Here is a 17,744-nt window from a genome sequence, read left to right on the forward strand (position 1 = left end):
TTAGTTTATCAGGAATTTCCAAGAGCAACTACCAGCGGCCCATTTAACGCAATAGTTCTGATTTAAGGGCTCATTCGCGCGGGGGAAGTCAAACTCAAAATTAACGTTTATGGTTAGTCGTTATTGCGTAGTATCTGCGAATGAGCGTTAACATAAAGGAACTTAGATGCGACTCTCTGTATTAAAAAAGATTGTAATTAAATCATTTTCATGGTTGCGCCCAGCGATGAGTGGACAATTCATTAAATTGCATCAGCAAAGTATTGGATTCGGTTACGACTCAGGTATTGAAAATGAAGTTAAAGTTTTTTCGAATGAGCTTTCTAAATTAATGATTGAAGAAATAATAATTCTTGATGTTGGGGCCAATTCAGGAAATTGGACCCGAAACTTAAAAAATTATTTTCCTGATTCTGAAATCCATGCTTTTGAACCTTCAAAATCAACTTACGCCGTTCTTCTGGCTTCAACTAATAATTTAGAGAAGGTTTCTACCTATAATTTTGGCTTTGGAGATCTGGAACAATCGCAACAGCTTTTCTACGAGCAGGAGAAAAGCGGTATGGCAAGTTTATACAAAAGAGATTTAAGCCATATCTCAATAGACTTTAACAAGTTCGAAGAAGTTCATATTAAGCGTTTGGATAACTGGTTGACTGAATCAAAGGTTCGCGCAAATGTATTGAAAATAGATGTAGAAGGTCATGAGCTTGCCGTGCTGAAAGGTCTTGGGAGCTACTTAACCGAATTCAAAATGATCCAGTTTGAATTCGGTGGCACAGATATTGATTCCCGAACCTTCTTTCAAGACTTTTGGAACTTTTTTAAAGATACAAATTTCAGACTTTATAGATTAAGTCCACGTGGAAAAATCCCTATCCTGACGTACAAGGAGACGGACGAAGTCTTTAGTTTCACTACCTACTTCGCGATTGCTCAAAGATAGTAGTTTCATTTTCGCAAACTGTTCTGCGCTGAAGTTTGGCGCAACCGAACACCTGGATAATTGACATCCTTTGAGGGTGGGCAGTTGAGTGATTTCCCCTCTGGATGCTGCTAAGTTGCCATATTTGGCAAAATGTCCGTTTTGTTCCTTCCCCGCTACATCTGGGGCTAGGATTCGTAGAAGGTTATAGAGGCACCGACGGGTGTCGCTGAAGTACAAAACCGGTTAAGAAGGAAGTCCCAAAGTGGCATTTAAGAAGTCTGCAGCCTCTGCAGGTCCTCGCGTGTGGACCGTCGCAGAGCTCGGTGCTTTCTACACAGAGCACCGTTCAGAGCTTCTCGCCCACGCTAATCGCGTCCTAAAGGATTCCGCTAAGGCTGAAGAAATCACCCAAGATGCCTTGATTAAGTTCATGCTTGCAGCACCAGAGCTTGAATCAAATGATCATGCACTTTCTTATTTGCACCGCACTATCGAAAACCTCTGCATCGACTTGTTCCGCCTAGAAGGTCGTCGTCCTAACCTTGTGGTTATCGACGATGCCCAGGCTGAAGTTGAAGCTGCATGGCAGGTAGACGGTGATCACTCACAAGCACTTTCTGCTGCTGAAGATGCAGCAATTATTCGTCAAGCACTTGCACTTCTTTCTCCTGCAGAGCGCGCAGCGCTTGTTATGTGGGAAATGGAAGGCCGTTCAACCGAGGAAATCGCAGCAGAACTTGGCATCAAGGAATCTGCAGTGCGCCACACTGTTTCTCGCGCTCGCGCTTCCCTTCGCCGTGTTCTTTCAGAACTCGTTATCGACGAAGAGCGTGGCCTAACAGCGCTCGACATGCTTTCTACTACCTATAAGAAGGCAGCAGAGCTTGCTCAGAAATCTTCGAAGGTGGCTCTTTCTCTTCTTCTAGTTGTGACAGCTTTCCTTGGCTTTAACTCAATGACCGGCCGCGAAGGAGTAACAATTACTCCTTCTGCTCCATCAGAGATCGCATCAGGCCCAGTTGCTGGATCATCTGATGCCGTTGCTCCAGTTGAGGCAAGCACCCCAACACCTTCTATTTCAATGCCAGCTAAGAAGTCCAGCACCATGGTCTCTGGCGTGGCAATCAAGTCAGCCAAGCTTGTTTTCCCAGGCTTGGACGAAAAAGGCATCCCAACAGGTTTCACTGTTGCGAGCCAAGACGGCACCCCAGGCACCATCCGCGTTAATAAAAATACGCCGGTTGCCACTGAAGCCGGAACAGAGTTGACCACCCAGGCCATAACAGCGGTCGGTGGCCCAAATGTGATGATCTCTCAGAGCATCACAGTGGATGGCAACGGCACCACTTACCTCGTAAATGGGGTTTCAGCTGGTGTTGCAGGAAGCTGGACCCCTCTCAACCTAGGCGCCACAACTGCCGATTTTGAGCGGATGTCCAACGGGCAGTACCTTGTGACCGTTAGAATTCTCGTAGTCTCAACCCCAACTTCAGAGTTCTTTATCCCCGTGGGCAACCGCGGCTTCGACCTAACAGGTCCTATAAAGTCGATTACAACTCGACTAGTTCTCAATGCAGGCAAGACACAAATTTTGGCTCAGTCAGTACTTGTGACTGAAGACAAGAAGTAAAAGGTAAAACGGTGAAGCACGTGAAATTTCACCTAAATAGATTTCTCCGTCGCGTCCGGATACACGGCGGGGAATTTGATACATCAGCACGTGCGATGTATCGAGTGAGTGAAAAAGGCTCTCTCATGTCATATGAGAAGGCATTTAACACTCGAGCCGACCTACGGATCGTCCGTGGTTCGACTATCGAAAGGAAACAAATGTCTACAAAGACAACTTTCAAGCGCGTAGCGCTTGTAACTGTTGCTGCTTTGAGCTTCGGTACGATGGCATCAGTATCGCCAGCGTCTGCAGCTGGAGCAACAGTTCTTACAACAGTGAAAGTTTCTGACGCAACCGTTTACGGTTATGTTGGCGAAACTTTGACAGCAAAAGTATCGGTTACTGCAGTTGGTGCAACAGGTGGCGCACTATCAGCAGATGATTCAATTACTTTGACCGCTGCAATCACAAGCATTTCAGGTTCAGCAGTCGCTGCCCTTACAACCACAGGTGCAACACAATCTGTTGATTCTGTTAACGCAGATTCATCTACAGGAACAAGCCAGCTTGCGGTCGACAAGTTCCGTTTTGTTGAATCTACAACAGCCGGAATCTTGCTTTCTGAAGGATTTGCACCATCTGTAAAAACTTCTGTTAACTTGAGTGGACTTGATACGAAGACTGCATTCACTGCGGCTTCACTTCATTTCCGCCCATCAACAACAGGTACCTACAAAATCACAGTTACCCCAAGTAACCGCCAAGCTGGTGGATCAGTTACTCACACAGCAGGCGTAATCACATTCGTGGTTCTCTCAGCTGGTGCAGCTACATCTGATGGTGCCCTAGTTACTTCACGTGGCACTGCAAACGGTGTTGCTGGTGCAGGTAACTACAACCAGGTCAAGGTGACTGGTCAATCTGGCGCAACAGCGCTAGGAATGCGTGTTGTTGTAACTGGTTCAGTAATTGAAGCAGCAGCAGCAAACGGAACACTTTCAACCGATAAGACCACATTGACAATTCCTGGTGTTACATCAGGCGCGATCAACCAAGGTCTAATCAACGTTCTAACACCAACAGTAGGAACTGTCACAGTAAATACTTACCGCGAAACAGCAGTAGGTACTTACTCAGCTACAGCTGATTCAACTGTAACAATCACAGTTCGTGCAGCTGCACTTACAGGTACAGCAACAACTAGCACGACATACATGGCAGAAGGAGAAGCAACAGAACCTGATGAAGATACTGATGCTGCTGTTGTTGCTCTAACAACTGTGCCTTCAATCTCAAACACAGCTGATCTAACCGCTGCAGTGGCTCGTATTCAGGTAATTCAATACGATGCTCTCGAAGCAGTAGCTTCTTCATCAAAGACCTTGGCTGTTACAGCTGAAGTCACTGGTGCAGGACGTGTCGGTTCAACTGCTGATGCTGTAGGTGCGACTTCAGTTATCGCACACCCAGCAGGTACTTCAACAACTACTCAGGCTGCAACTAGAGACTTCTACGTCTTCGCAGACGGTCGTTCAGGTGAAGCCACAATCACAATCAAGGTTGGCGGAGTCACAACGTTGACTCGTAAGGTTGCGTTCTTCGGAGCAGCAACACAGTTGAAGCTAAAGGCCGCTACAGCAGCAGCTCCAAACCCTTCAAAGTCATACCTAGCAGTCGGCGGAACAATGACAATCTCTGTAGTTCCTTATGACGCTAATAACGTCAAGTTGTCTACAGTGGCTGTTACCGCAACAAGCGAAACAACAACAATCGCAACAGTAGTTGCTTCAGCTACAGCTGGAGACGTAACTGTTACAGGTGTTGCTGTCGGTAAGACAAACATCACTATCAAGAATTCAACTCTTGGTACTTTGGTTGTTCCAGTTGAAGTTACAAAGTCAACAGGTGTTGCAAAGCTAACACTTGACAAGACTTCAGCTCAGCCAGGCGAGAAGGTCACATGGACTATCACAGCTACAGACGTCAACGGACGCCCAGTTGCTGATGGAACAAGCATTGCGCTCTTCTCATCTATCACAGCAAACATGTCAGTTACAGGACTTCCAACAGGTAGCGAAACGCTTACCGGTGGAATTTCAACAGGTTCATTCTTTGCACCTACATCAGGTTCAGGAACACTGACAATCACTGCTACACAAGGCACAGCACATGACACATACATCGCAGGCCTAAAGGCTGCAACAGCTGCTGGTACTACATACACAGCTGTTAAGGATGTTGTGGAAATGTCTGTTGTTAACGCAGCAGTAGATGCAGCAGCAGCTGCAGCAGAAGAAGCAACAGCAGCAGCAAATGATGCTACTGATGCAGCTCTATCTGCAGCAGAGGCAGCAGAGGCAGCAACAGCTATGGCACAAGAGGCCGTAGATGCAGTTGCTGAGCTTTCAGCATCAGTCACTAAGTTGATCTCAGCACTTCGTGCACAGATCACTACATTGACTAACCTCGTAGTAAAGATCCAGAAGAAGGTAAAGGCTTAATTAGCCTTGATCTTCTAAAGATCTAGAACCGAAACCCGGCTCCCTCTTCGGAGGGGCCGGGTTTCGGCCTTTCTAGGCAAGTTTGTGGGTAATAAATAGTTAAGTAGAAAGTAAGATTGGGGTTATGTTGAAATTAGAAATTGAGAAACCAGTTGCTCGCCTATTAGCCTTTGGCGCGCCATTCATTTCGATATTCCTTCTGATCGACCAAGTATCTGATCCGGTCAACGTCACGAAGATGGCCGCCTTATCCGTAGTGGCATTTGGTCTGGCTGCGGCCGTGTTGGTGAAGTCTCCGCGAATGCTCTGGTCTGATGCAAAGTTACAGGTAATCGCTGCGCTCGGTTTCATAGTTTTCTCGATCAGCGCCGTATTAAATAGTGCATCTCCGTTGGGGCAAAACTTTTATGGAACCTACGGTAGAAATACTGGATTTCTAACTTATTTTTCTTTAACGCTAGTTTTTCTAGCGACGCTAGTTCTGCGCCGCGCTGAATCATTTAGAAATATCTTGTACGGGCTACTCGCTGCAGGATTGATAAATGTTGCATACGGCGCTTGGACGATTACTTTCGGCGATTTTGTCTCCTGGAACAATCCATATAACCGAATCCTTGGAACATTTGGAAATCCAAACTTTATCGGGGCATTCTTAGGAATTTTTGCATCAGTTCTGGTTGCATATCTATTAACCCCTGGTACCAAGATTGCGGTACGAATAGCTGGAATCGTGATTCTGATTGCCACATTCCTTGAAATTAAATCCTCACTTGCGGTTCAGGGCATAGTCGTGTCAGGTGGCGGAATTGCGCTAGTTATTTTTTATTATTTAAGATATAAATTTACAAAGTGGACGGTTCCATTTATCTACCTAGGATCCGTTGCCGTAGTGGGCATTTTTGCACTGATGGGTGCACTTCAAAAAGGACCACTAACCAGCCTTGTGTATAAGACTTCTGTCTCTTTGCGCGGTGAATATTGGCAAGCCGGAATCAACATGGGTAATTCACATCCGCTAACGGGTATTGGCATGGATTCATACGGTGATTGGTATCGCAGATCACGGGATGCCCAAGCTTTGATATTACCTGGACCAAATACGACCACGAACGCTGCGCATAACGTATTCCTTGATGTCTTTGCGTATGGCGGATACCCGCTGTTTATCGCATACATGGCTTTTTTTGTCATGAGTTTGATTGCCGCGATTAAGTTGACGTTTATTCAAAAGGAATTTAACTTCGTAAAGGTTGGACTAATTGTTGCTTGGATTTGTTATCAAGTTCAGGCTCTGATTAGTATCAATCAAATTGGACTCGCTGTTTGGGGTTGGGTCACAAGTGGCGCACTCATTGCCTATGAATTCTCGACTCGAATCGCCCAAAGTGAGTCAACTTCTAAAGTGAGCGCTCGGAAAACTGTCAAGAATAATCCTTTAATTTCACCACAGATGTTGATTGGGCTAGGCATGGTCGTGGGAATAATTATCGCAATTCCACCGCTAAGTGGAGACATCAAATGGAGGGAAGCGCTCAAAGCACAAAACGCCGATTTGGTGACTGTTGCCCTCACTCCTTCTTATATGAGTCCGTCTAGCAGCAATTTGTATATAAACGCTACCCAAATTTTTGAACAAAATAATCTTCCAGCTATGGCGTACAAATACGGCAAGCTGAATACCGAATATAACCCTAATTATTTCGATGCATGGCGTCTTTTATACGCTTTGAAAAACGCCACCCCCGAAGATCGAAAGCTAGCAAAAGAGAAGATGATTGAACTTGATCCACTAAATGAGGAATGGAAGAAACTTCCTTAATGGCCAAAGTTGCAATCATTGGTCAGGGCTACGTTGGTCTAACTATCGCGGCGTTCGCATCCAAGGCGAATGAAGTGGTGGGATTCGATAACAATCAAAGAGTCGTTGACCAGCTAAATCAAGGCATTTCGCATATCGAAGGCGTTGATAGCGCAGCGTTAAAGTCTGCGATTGCAGCCGGAAATTACCGAGCATCGACTAGCGGATCAGATATATCAGAGGCCGAAATAGTTGTGATTGCGGTTCCAACACCGCTTGATGCAGACCGAAAGCCAGATCTGGCGTTCATTGAGTCAGCATGCAAAACAATTGCAGAAAACATTACACATCCTGTTTTGGTGATTAATGAGTCAACTTCTTTTCCGGGCACGATTCGCAATTTTATTAAGCCGTTGATTGAGAAGTTATCGGCAAACAAAATTGAGCATTTATATGCGATTTCACCTGAGCGTGTAGATCCTGGCCGCGTAGATTGGGATCAGAAGAACACTCCTCGTTTGTATGCGGGTTTAACACCTGAGGCCTCGAAAAAGACTAGAGATTTTTATTCAACCTTTTGTGACAACCTGGTTGAAGTTTCATCGCCTGAAGTTGCAGAAGCGGCAAAGCTTTTTGAAAATACATTCAGACAGGTAAATATTGCCCTTGTAAATGAATTTGCTCAGATCGCACATGCCCTGGGTATTTCAGTCCACGAGACTTTGGAAGCCGCAAATACGAAGCCGTATGGATTTATGAAATTCAATCCAAGTGCAGGAGTTGGCGGCCATTGCATCCCGGTGGATCCTTCTTATCTTGCTCATGTCGCTGAAGGTTTAGGTGTGCCCGCGACATTTATTGAGCGCGCAAACGAAGTAAACCTCGAGATGCCTAAATATGTTGTCGCTCGAGTTGCTGCAGATAATGGTGGATCTTTAAATGGCAAGAACGTGCAAGTAATAGGTGTTGCCTATAAACCAAACGTGGCTGATACCCGCGAGACCCCAGCAGAGTTGGTTATTGAAGAACTCAAGCGCCAAGGAGCGAAAGTTACTTGGCATGATGCAGTTGTTGGCTCTTGGCACGGGGAAGAATCAACTGGTTTGGGTGGCTCAGAGATCGCAATAGTTGTTACTTTGCATGATGCGGTTGATAAGAAAGCCGTGCTTGCAAGTGCTCCGTATGTTTTTGATACAACCGGAAAGTTAACCGGCGCTAAAGGTTTGTAGTCTTACTTCTTCATCTCAGCAGCAACATCATCAATAATCGAATCCAGAGTATTTTCTGGTGACCAGCCGATTGCGTTTTTGATCTTGGTGATATCTGGAACGCGGCGCTGCATATCTTCATAGCCAGCGGTGTATGCCTGATCGTATGGAGTGTAGGTCAGCGTTGAATTTGAATTAGTGCGCTCAATAATTTTTTCAGCAAGTTGTTTGATTGTAGTTTCGCCAACTCCACCGATGTTGTAAACCTCACCGATTGTTGAATCCGTCTTTGCAATTGTGATGATTGCGCGCACAGCATCGGAAACGTGGCAGAAGACGCGAGATTGGGTTCCATCGCCGTAGATTGTGATTGGCTCGTTCTTAAGTGCTGATTGCACGAAGCGCGGCAGAACCATTCCGTAGCGGCCGGTTTGACGTGGACCAACCGTGTTAAAGAGGCGAATAGTTGTAACTTTGAGTTGCTTGGTTAGAAAGAGCGCGTGAGCGATCGCTTCTTCAAGCGCTTTGGCATCTGAATAAGTCCAGCGGATCTTTTGTGGAGGACCGACTACGCGGTCATCTGTTTCAGATAAAGGTTGCTTTGGATTCTTTCCGTAAATCTCAGATGTACTTGCGATGATGATTCGCTTTTTTAATTTGGTGGCAGCGTTTAGAACTACTTCAGAACCTGTGAAGTTGGTTGAAACTGATTCGATTGGGTTTTCAAGGATTGTGTTTACGCCAAGAGCTGCGGCCATGTGCAGAACGAGGTCGGCAGGGGCCATGGCTTTTTCGACGAGGGCGACATCGCGGATATCGCCTTGGTGGATTTCGATCTGATCTTTGATGTGGGCGATATTGGCTGCAGATCCCGTGGACATGTTGTCGAGGATCGAGACCTGGTGGCCTTCCTTGAGCAGGGCATCACATAGGTGAGAACCGATAAAACCGGCTCCACCGGTGATGAAAACGCGCATGAGGTGAAGTCTATCGGGGCAGGTGTGGAAATTTAGGGGCTGGCTCTCTGTAAGGGCTCAGATAGTTCACAGATAGATAGGGCAAGGTTTGGGTATGAAATCGGTTGCGGGCGTTCGTAAGTATTCGAGTGCAGGCACCGATTGGGCTGCCTGGTTGTTGGGTATTGGGTTGGGGCTCACCCTGGCGTTGCAGTTAACGACGATGAGCCATAGCGATATCACTTCGGTTTATGCAGTGATTGCTTCGGTGTCGCGGGCGGCAGCGCTGGTTGGTACTTACTTTGCGATTGTCGGCATTTTCTTGGTGGCGCGAATTCCGTGGGTAGAACGCGGGGTCGGGCACGATCGTTTGGTTACATGGCATCGCAAGTTGGGGCCATGGAGTTTGTATCTAATTGGTTTTCACGTGCTGTTTATAGTTTTGAGTTTTGCTGGGCAAGATCATGTGGCGTTGGCAGTTGAGATGTGGCGGATGCTCGGTAACTTCGAGTGGATGTGGTGGGCGCTCGCCGGATTTATTTTGATGGTGGCAGCTGGAGTTACGTCTTATAAGAAGGCGCGCGCCAAGATGAGTTATGAAACTTGGTGGACGGTTCACGTTCTTACTTATTCAGCGATTGCGGCATCGTTTATGCACCAGGTGATTAACGGGCAGATGTTTATCGATCATCCGCTTAATCGCGCGTACTGGACGTTTCTATATGTGGCGATGGGCTTTTCGATTTTATGGTGGCGTATCGGTATTCCTTTGGTGCGCTCGCTGCGCCATAACTTGCGCGTTGAGAAAGTTGTTGTTGAAGGACCTGGCGTTATCTCGGTTGTGATGAAGGGGCGCAAGCTCACTGAACTTGCAGCAGAAGGCGGACAGTTCTTTGGTTGGCGCTTTGCAGCTAAGGGACATTTCTTGATGTCGCATCCTTATTCTTTGTCGGCAGCTCCTACTGCGCATTACCTGCGAATCACCGTCAAAGATTTAGGTGATCATTCAAGATCACTTGCTTCGCTTAGTGCGGGGACGCGAGTCTTTGTGGAAGGGCCATATGGCGCCTTTACTGCAGGGCGCGCGACTATGCCGCATGTGGTGTTGGTGGGTGGCGGTGTTGGAATCACGCCGGTGCGCGCATTGATGGATGAGTTTAAGAACGGTGTGCAGATGGATGTTATCTATCGAGCATCGCGTAAAGAAGATTTGGTTTTAAAGGAAGAGCTCGACTATTTGGAGTATCACTCAAATGGTTCTATTCGGGTGCATTACTTAGTTGGGTCGCGTAAGGAGCATCCGATGGATGCCAAGGCGCTAAAGGCTTTGGTGCCGCGGATTGCTGATGCCGATATCTATATCTGTGGCCCTGGGCCGTTGGTGGAGGCGGTAAAGGCTGCAGCAGATGATCTGGGTGTGCCGAAGAATCGATTCCACGATGAAGCGTTTGCATTTCATAGTGAGTAAAAGTTTGGCGATAGTCGCAGTCGAAGTTGTGGCTTCGTTAAGGGTTTTCACAGGAGAGCACGGGAAGGTTTGCATATGAAACGCGCGATACTGATTGCAACCGGAACCGTTGGTGGGTTGGGTGCGGTCTTGGCGATTACGCCGCCGACATTTACATCTACTGAAAGTTCTTCGATGGCGCTGCCGGGGGCTGCGGTTGATCCTGCAAGCACTGCATCGACACCTGCTGCAACGCAGAGCGCTACGCCAACAATGTCTGCGACTGCCGCTGCGACTGCGAAAGCAACTCCAAGTAAATCTGCGGCGACGAATAATTCACAGAGCCAAACTTCGGCTGCGACTCCAACTAAGGTGGCAGCTGCACCGGCAGCGAAATTGGTTAGCGGAACATTTACTGGTGATTCAGTTGATGTGCGCTACGGATTTGTTCAGGTGAAGATAACTGTTGAAAACGGCAAGATCACTGATGCGCAGGCTGTCACGGCGCCATCAGGGCGTAATGATCGATGGACGCAGATGTCAGTGCCGGTACTGCGCCAGCGCACCTTGGCTGCGCAATCGGCGAATATTTCGGGAGTATCCGGTGCATCATTTACTTCATACGGTTGGTACACGTCGCTGGCTAGCGCGCTGGCAAAGGCGGGGATGTAAGTTAACGACGTGGTGCGTAAGCGATATGAGATAGACGTTTGGGGCACCGTTCTCTTTTTAGATTTGGGTTCGAGCAAAGTTGACGAGGCTGCGATTGATGCGGCGGTTGAGGGCGTTAAGAAATTTGTTCACGGGCTTGATGAGGATTTCTCGACCTATAAAGATGGTTCGTTTGTATCGCGTTTGCGACGTGGAGAAATCTCGATTGAGCAATGTCCGACTGATGTGCAAGAGGTTTGGCAGCTATGTGCGGTTGCGCGCGATTTAACGGGTGGGGCATTTGATCCGTGGGCGGTTGCGGGTGGTTTTGATCCATCTGGTTATGTGAAGGGATGGGCGGCAGATCGTGTTGCTTTGATGTTGATGGACGCGGGCTGCGAGAACGTGCAGGTAAATGCCGCTGGTGATTTAACGCTGCGTGGTGGTGTTGTTGAAAAGGGTGTGGCGGGGCCGTGGAAGATCGGTGTTGTTAATCCCGATAATCGCCAAGAAGTTCTGCGGATATTTGAGATAAATGATGGCGCGATTGCGACGAGCGGAACATACGAACGCGGGGCGCATATCTTCGATCCGCACTCCGGCACGATTGCAATCGGTGCGAAATCAGCGACGGTGCTTGGGCCAGATGGTGGGTTAACGGATGCGCTGGCTACGGCGTTGATGGTTGCAGGTGAAGATGGTGCGGGATGGTTTGGACAGCCCGAATTAGCGGAATATTCAGCGTGGGTTATCGATCGCCATAGCGGTGGCGCTTGGGGCGTAGGGCCAGCAATTAGATAGGGCAAGATAAGCCAATGGTCGAAACTACTGGGGGCTTTACCAGCGCAGGTCTTGCGCGAGAGGCCGAGGCTTTGGTTTTGCCGTCGTTGACGCAGGCGCAAGCGATTGAAATTGGCGAGATTGGTTTTGCTAAAGCTAGTGCACGGGCGTTGCCGATAATTGTGGAAGTTCGATTAGGTGACTGGACTGTTTTTAAAGTTGCCCTGCCGGGTTCTAAACCAGATAACGATTCTTGGGTGGCGCGTAAGGCGCGCGTTGTGATGGCGACAGGTAAGTCGACGATGCATGTACGAGTAGATGCTGAAGAACGTGGCGTTGATTGGTATTCAGAAACAGGTTTGAGCGAAGAGCTGCATGCTATTCACGGTGGTGGACTTGCTTTAAACGTTGCGGGTCAAGGTTTGGCAGGAATATTGCTGATTAGCGGTTTGCCGCAAGTTGAAGATCATTTATTAGGCGTTGAAGTAATTACCGAATACTTGGCACGTCAAGGAGAAAATGCATGAGCATCTGGGTTTGCGGAGAAGTTTTAATTGATTTGTTGCCGGGCACACCAGAGCGCATTGCTGTAGTTGGTGGCGGACCTGCAAATACCGCAAAGGCGCTGGCGCGACTTGGCCACGATGTTCACTTCATTGATGGAATCTCAACCGACGATTATGGAGTTTCTGCTCGCGCAGAACTATTGGCAGATGAAGTAAAACTAGATTTAGCTTTGACGAGTGATAAACCAACTTGTTTGGCGATTGTGTCAATCGGTGCCGATGGTGGTGCGACGTATGAATTTAAGATTGATGGCACATCAACATTTGATTTTGGTTTGAACTGGTTGCCTGATCCTTCAGTGCATAAGCCAAATGTGCTTCACATCGGCACTTTGGTAACGATTATTGAGCCTGGGGCAAGCGTTTTATACGATTGGGCGCTGCAGGTGGCTGAGTTTGCACCGATCGTCTTTGATCCAAATATTCGCCCATCTGTAATGGGAGATCGCGATCTTTATCAGGCAGCCGTTGAAAAATGGGCGGCAATCTCAAGTGTTATCAAGGTCAGCGATGATGATTTAGCTTGGTTATTTCCTGATCAGAAGTATGAAGATGTGGCCAAGCGCTGGGTTAAAGATGGTGCAGCACTCGTTGTGGTTACACGTGGTGCAAATGGTTCGATCGGCTTTACCGAAGGTGGAAGTGAAGAAGTACCTGGAGTGAAAGTTGATGTAGTTGACACTGTTGGTGCCGGTGACACTGTGGGTGCGATCATTGTTGAAGCGATGGTGCAAGATGGAATTTTATCTTTGCAGGGTGAAGGTCTAAAGAAAGTCTTGGCGCGCGCCGCAGCAGCTGCCGCGATCACGTGTTCTCGTGCGGGGGCGCAACCTCCTTACAAGCACGAGCTCGCAAAACTCTAAGAGGGTGTGCAATGCAATATATCGATGATGCAGAATTTCAAATCGCAATTGATCTAGATAACGGCGCGCGCATTACATCGATTACTTGGCGAGATATGCAATTTGCAGTTCCTTATCGTGGAGACCCACTAACTCATGGTTGGTATGCAATGGGTCCGTGGGCTGGGCGAATTCGTGACGGAATCATGTTTGGCGCAGATGGTGAAGAGATTCAATTACCAACAAATGTTGTGCCGCCGCATGCGATTCATGGTTATGGATTTACTTCTTCGTGGCAAGAAATTGGTCCGGGGCGTTCTTTGCTGCATCTACCAAAGCCTTACGGTGGCGCAACTATCGAACAAACCATTGAAGTTTTAGATGATGCTGTTCGTTGGTCACTTGAATATGACCCAGGTGATTGCAAGTTGCCGGCATGGCTTGGAATGCACCCTTGGTTTCCGCGCGATCTCGATCGTGGCGGCAGCGCAGAGATCGAATTTAAAGCTGCGAAGATGCTCAAGCGCGATGAAGATGGAATTCCCACCGGTGAATATGTTCCGCAACCTGTGGGTCCTTGGGATGATGCATTTACTGAAATTCAGGGCGTCCCAGCGATTGTCTGGGAAGACTGCGCGCGCATTGATGTTGAATCCGATGCGGCTTGGTGGGTTGTCTATAACGAAGATCCCGAAGGTGTTTGCGTAGAGCCACAGACGGCGCCACCTGATGCGCAGAACTTAGGCATAAGTGGTGAGCATTACATCGAAGCGCTCTTCGTATTTTCCGAAGCGTAAAAAGAGAAAACATAGGATTGGGTTATGTCTACACAAATCGATCGTGGCCGTTTAGCCGAGCTTCGCAAAGTTGAAGAAGAGCGCTTCTTAGCAAATCACAAGAAGAGCGCGGAAGCATTTGCTGATTCGCAGAAAGTGATGCACGAAGGTGTGCCAATGTCGTGGATGGCTAAGTGGCCAGGTGCGCATCCGGTTTTCGTAAAGGAAGCAAAGGGCGCGAAGTTCACCGATATTGATGGCAACACTTATATCGATTTCTGTTTAGGCGATACCGGTTCGATGACTGGTCACTCTCCAGATGCAACGATTGCTGCGATAAAGCGCCAGGCAGATATCGGAATCACTTCGATGTTGCCAACTCTTGATGCCGCTGTAGTTTCTAAGGAACTTGCCTCACGTTTTGGTCTGCCAAAGTGGCAATTCACAGTCACCGCAACCGATGCGAACCGCCACGTTATTCGTTACTGCCGCCTGATTACTGGGCGTAGCAAGATCATCGTTATCGATCGCTGCTATCACGGCAGCGTTGATGAAACTTTTGCAACTTTGGATGATGCAGGAAATACAGTAAAGCGCGAAGGAAACCTGGGCGCACCTGTAGATCTTGATGTAACAACTCGCGTAGTTGAATTCAATGATTTGGCTGGCATGGAAGCGGCGCTAAAGCACGGTGATGTTGCGGCAATTTTGATGGAACCTGCGATGACCAATGTCGGCATTGTTCTGCCTGAAGATGGCTATCTCTACGCGGTGCAGGATCTTGCCAAGAAGTACGGCGCACTGTTGATCATTGATGAGACTCACACAATTTCTGTTGGTCCTGGCGGAATGACGCTAGACCTTGGACTAAAGCCTGATTTCTTAACTATCGGCAAGGCCATTGCTGGCGGTATTCCAGTTGGCACATTTGGAATGACCGATGACGTCGCGAATTCAATTAAGAAGTTAGTTGAACTAGAAATTATTGACACTGGCGGAATTGGCAGCACCTTGGCAGGCAATGCAATGTCACTTGCTGCTATGCGTGCAACGTTGAGCGAAGTATTAACAGCTGCGGCATTTAAAGAGATGATCGCACTCGGTGATCGTTGGAGCGATGGTGTTGATGCTGCGATTGCCGAATTTGATTTGGATTGGCACTGCAACCGTTTAGGTGCGCGCGGTGAGTACATCTTTAAAGGTAAGGCGCCGCGCACTGGTCGCGATGCTGCTGAATCAGGAGATTTCGAACTCGAGCAATACATTCACTTGCGCTTGCTAAACGATGGTTTCTTGTTGACGCCATTTCACAATATGGCGCTGATGTCACCGGCAACAACCGCCGCTGACGTCGATGCGCATACTGCGGCATTTCGCGCCATGTGCGCTGAATTAGTCGGCTAGTTTCTCTAACAAAAGAGAAAGCCCCACATCACTGTGAGGCTTTCCCATCCCGCTTAAGTCATCTGATTCGCAGAATAAGACTTGAGCTTATTGATTCGAGCGATTTAGCTTTCGCCAGTGATCTCACTCCCGAACCGTTGAGAAAAGTATAAAGATCGGGGCTGTGGATCACAACCTAATTTTGTCTGTGGTGTGGACGAAGGTACGCGAATGGAAAAATTCTTAATTCGCTATAGCCAGACCTACATTTTGATTGGACAACTTGAATTGATTTTGCGTTCAAGGCTAGTTAAAACTCTCAGTACTTTTTCTGAAGAAAAAGGTTACGCAGAGTGGCATCAAGTCCTTGATTCAAAAACCACCTTCGATGTAAACAGCCCGAATCCAGGTTTTGGTCTTTGGAGAGATGTTTTATCTCAGCGAAATTTCACGCGCCTCTGGCTGCCATGCACCAGACACGCCTTCTTGGATCTGCCCTTCCCAGAATCCTTTAAGACTTATCAAAAGATCGATAACCGGATGCACTATGCGACCGGGACAAGAAATCGCGCTTGTCACTTCAATTTTGCGAATGCCCGCAACGTTAAACATGAAGAAGCCAATTTAAAGTGGTTAATAAATGCCCTGGGGTAGCGATTTCCCTAGCAATAGTGGTGCCGAGCGCATAAATTTAGCCTGAACTGGCGGACTACTGAGTAGTCATACTGAGAGGCGGAAATGAAGAAAAGTTGGAAGCTGATCCCAATCGTGGCTCTTGCCATTGGTTTGATCATTCCTGTTTCCGCACCTGCCGCTGAAGATACAGAGGCATTTTTTGCAGCGTCAATCACCAGAGAAAACCCTAGTGACAAGATATTTTCTATCAGCGATGATGTTGGAATCAATTTTTCGCAACTTGGTAACTGGCCTGACAAACTATGTAGTTCTACCAAGGATCCCAAGTGTAATTTCAACGCCGTCGATAACCGTGAAGAAAACAGAATATCTGCAACCCCAATGCTAGGCCTCTGTGAGGCAGCGGCTAATGATGACTGTATTGAAAGTATCGAAATTAGTAACGATGCAACATCATTTAGAAATCTAACTTTCGAAAGATATATGCCCGATGGATTTTCAAGTCCGCTAGATGGAAATACTTTTCCTTCTGATTATTCAAAGAACTTGCCGCGCGGTGCAAATGCATCAATCTGGGTTGATAAAGAAGATGTTTCGGTATCGCCACTGAAGTACATTGCTTACTTTTCTTACGGTATGAACTACTCACCCGCATCAGGAAAATTCGAGGTAACCGATGTAAATCTTGCGATTAGACCGTTTAAAGAGATCAACGGTTTTAGGTGGGATGCTCTTTGGACAGGTAGTGGGAAGAGTGGAATTCTTTTTGACTTTAAACCCAATTCGACATTTAGAGTGGCTGTTCACGTGTCGAATGAGACTTCAGGATGGTTTAAAGCAAGATTAAAAGACTTATCAATAGAAATCACGAAACTGAATCCTAGAAACAATCGCTTAGTAGTTGCCGGGACTTCCGTGACAGTTCCGAATTTTGGAGTCGCTCGTCAAGCGGAAGGCTTAGCAAGTAAAGAGGCTGAACTCGCGCAATATTTTGGCTATTTGAAAGGTGTAGTTAGCGCTGCACCAGGGAATGAAAGAATCTTTGAATATTTAGAGTATTGGCGTCCCATTCTGAAAGATATTGCTCCGAAGACAAACACTTTCTGGACCTTAAACTCGACGCGCTGGACGAGTTCGAATAAATGCCTGAGTGATAAAACGCGCGTCTTAGGTGTCGTATCAACCAACTCGATGGGTTATGACGGCAACGCCCCTAAGTTTGTTGACGGATTCCTAAACTATCGCGTTGCGGGACTTCACTTTGCAGCAGATGGAAAGACTCTAAATCTTGGCACCTATGACCTTGTCATGCGCAGTGATGCAGCTCGTTGTCTCTACGGATTTTCAAACGCTCCAGTTTCTGCAACAGTTTCAATTGCTGGGGCTGATGGCGCACAGAACGTTGCGACAACTGTTGTAACTGAAAAAGATGGCTGGCTAAAGATGAAAGCTGCCGGATTTACATTCAGCGAGAAGCAGATAAAGGTGAAGATAACTCAGGAGCCTTCTGCGGGTGCCACTCCTGCACCAGTTGCGTCTGCAGCCCCTGTTGCAGTTGCGAAGAAGAAATCCACGATCACTTGCGTTAAAGGCAAGACAACAAAGAAGGTAAGCGCTGTTTCGCCAAAGTGTCCGGCCGGATTTAAGAAGAAGGCTTAGT

Annotated in this window: 15 protein-coding genes; 14 read left to right on the top strand and 1 reads right to left on the bottom strand. The window is 47.5% G+C overall.

Features of this window, described 5'->3' with window-relative positions:
• The first annotated feature begins 166 nt into the window (after window positions 1-166).
• The 5 genes from A1sIIB106_RS00300 (at window position 167) to A1sIIB106_RS00320 (ending at window position 8,068) form a co-directional block, all read left to right on the top strand.
• Complete coding sequence (locus A1sIIB106_RS00300) at window positions 167-946, top strand: FkbM family methyltransferase (RefSeq protein ID WP_095676942.1); 780 nt, start codon at window positions 167-169, stop codon at window positions 944-946.
• Window positions 947-1,190: 244 nt separating this feature from the next.
• Complete coding sequence (locus A1sIIB106_RS00305; RefSeq protein ID WP_223299491.1) at window positions 1,191-2,558, top strand: RNA polymerase sigma factor; 1,368 nt, start codon at window positions 1,191-1,193, stop codon at window positions 2,556-2,558.
• A 125-nt stretch (window positions 2,559-2,683) separates the two neighbouring features.
• On the top strand, window positions 2,684-5,041 hold the full coding sequence (locus A1sIIB106_RS00310; RefSeq protein WP_125932733.1) for a beta strand repeat-containing protein: 2,358 nt from the start codon (window positions 2,684-2,686) through the stop codon (window positions 5,039-5,041).
• A 124-nt stretch (window positions 5,042-5,165) separates the two neighbouring features.
• On the top strand, window positions 5,166-6,860 hold the full coding sequence (locus tag A1sIIB106_RS00315) for an O-antigen ligase family protein (RefSeq protein WP_095676944.1): 1,695 nt from the start codon (window positions 5,166-5,168) through the stop codon (window positions 6,858-6,860).
• The gene (locus A1sIIB106_RS00320; protein WP_095677822.1) at window positions 6,860-8,068 is read left to right on the top strand and encodes a nucleotide sugar dehydrogenase; all 1,209 of its coding nucleotides are present in this window, start codon (window positions 6,860-6,862) and stop codon (window positions 8,066-8,068) included. Before A1sIIB106_RS00315 ends, A1sIIB106_RS00320 begins: the two co-directional genes overlap by 1 nt.
• A 2-nt stretch (window positions 8,069-8,070) precedes the next feature.
• Here the strand turns inward: A1sIIB106_RS00320 and A1sIIB106_RS00325 are convergent, their stop codons facing one another.
• The gene (locus A1sIIB106_RS00325; RefSeq protein WP_095676945.1) at window positions 8,071-9,024 is read right to left on the bottom strand and encodes an NAD-dependent epimerase/dehydratase family protein; all 954 of its coding nucleotides are present in this window, start codon (window positions 9,022-9,024) and stop codon (window positions 8,071-8,073) included.
• 94 nt (window positions 9,025-9,118) lie between these two features.
• On the opposite strand from A1sIIB106_RS00325, the gene A1sIIB106_RS00330 reads away from it, so the two are divergent.
• From A1sIIB106_RS00330 to A1sIIB106_RS00370, 9 genes are all read left to right on the top strand, one after another.
• On the top strand, window positions 9,119-10,471 hold the full coding sequence (locus A1sIIB106_RS00330; protein ID WP_190277180.1) for a ferredoxin reductase family protein: 1,353 nt from the start codon (window positions 9,119-9,121) through the stop codon (window positions 10,469-10,471).
• Window positions 10,472-10,546: 75 nt separating this feature from the next.
• On the top strand, window positions 10,547-11,122 hold the full coding sequence (locus A1sIIB106_RS00335) for an FMN-binding protein (protein ID WP_095676946.1): 576 nt from the start codon (window positions 10,547-10,549) through the stop codon (window positions 11,120-11,122).
• Window positions 11,123-11,131: 9 nt separating this feature from the next.
• Window positions 11,132-11,902 (top strand): FAD:protein FMN transferase, encoded by a 771-nt coding sequence (locus A1sIIB106_RS00340; protein WP_223299492.1) that lies wholly within the window; start codon window positions 11,132-11,134, stop codon window positions 11,900-11,902.
• 14 nt (window positions 11,903-11,916) lie between these two features.
• Window positions 11,917-12,408, top strand: coding sequence for a heme-degrading domain-containing protein (locus A1sIIB106_RS00345; protein WP_095676948.1), 492 nt, complete (start codon window positions 11,917-11,919; stop codon window positions 12,406-12,408).
• Window positions 12,405-13,310 (top strand): carbohydrate kinase family protein, encoded by a 906-nt coding sequence (locus A1sIIB106_RS00350; protein ID WP_095676949.1) that lies wholly within the window; start codon window positions 12,405-12,407, stop codon window positions 13,308-13,310. The genes A1sIIB106_RS00345 and A1sIIB106_RS00350 overlap by 4 nt, the downstream gene beginning before the upstream one ends.
• A gap of 11 nt (window positions 13,311-13,321) precedes the next feature.
• The gene (locus A1sIIB106_RS00355) at window positions 13,322-14,086 is read left to right on the top strand and encodes an aldose 1-epimerase (RefSeq protein WP_095676950.1); all 765 of its coding nucleotides are present in this window, start codon (window positions 13,322-13,324) and stop codon (window positions 14,084-14,086) included.
• Between the two features lie 24 nt (window positions 14,087-14,110).
• A complete protein-coding gene (locus A1sIIB106_RS00360; RefSeq protein WP_095676951.1) occupies window positions 14,111-15,469 on the top strand; it encodes a transaminase in 1,359 nt (452 codons plus the stop codon).
• A 210-nt stretch (window positions 15,470-15,679) separates the two neighbouring features.
• A complete protein-coding gene (locus A1sIIB106_RS00365) occupies window positions 15,680-16,102 on the top strand; it encodes a hypothetical protein (protein WP_095670546.1) in 423 nt (140 codons plus the stop codon).
• Between the two features lie 84 nt (window positions 16,103-16,186).
• On the top strand, window positions 16,187-17,743 hold the full coding sequence (locus A1sIIB106_RS00370; RefSeq protein WP_095670547.1) for a hypothetical protein: 1,557 nt from the start codon (window positions 16,187-16,189) through the stop codon (window positions 17,741-17,743).
• The last annotated feature ends 1 nt before the right edge of the window (window position 17,744 follow it).

Origin of the sequence: Candidatus Planktophila lacus (assembly GCF_002288325.1) — a bacterium.
Taxonomy (GTDB): Bacteria; Actinomycetota; Actinomycetes; order Nanopelagicales; family Nanopelagicaceae; genus Planktophila; species Planktophila lacus.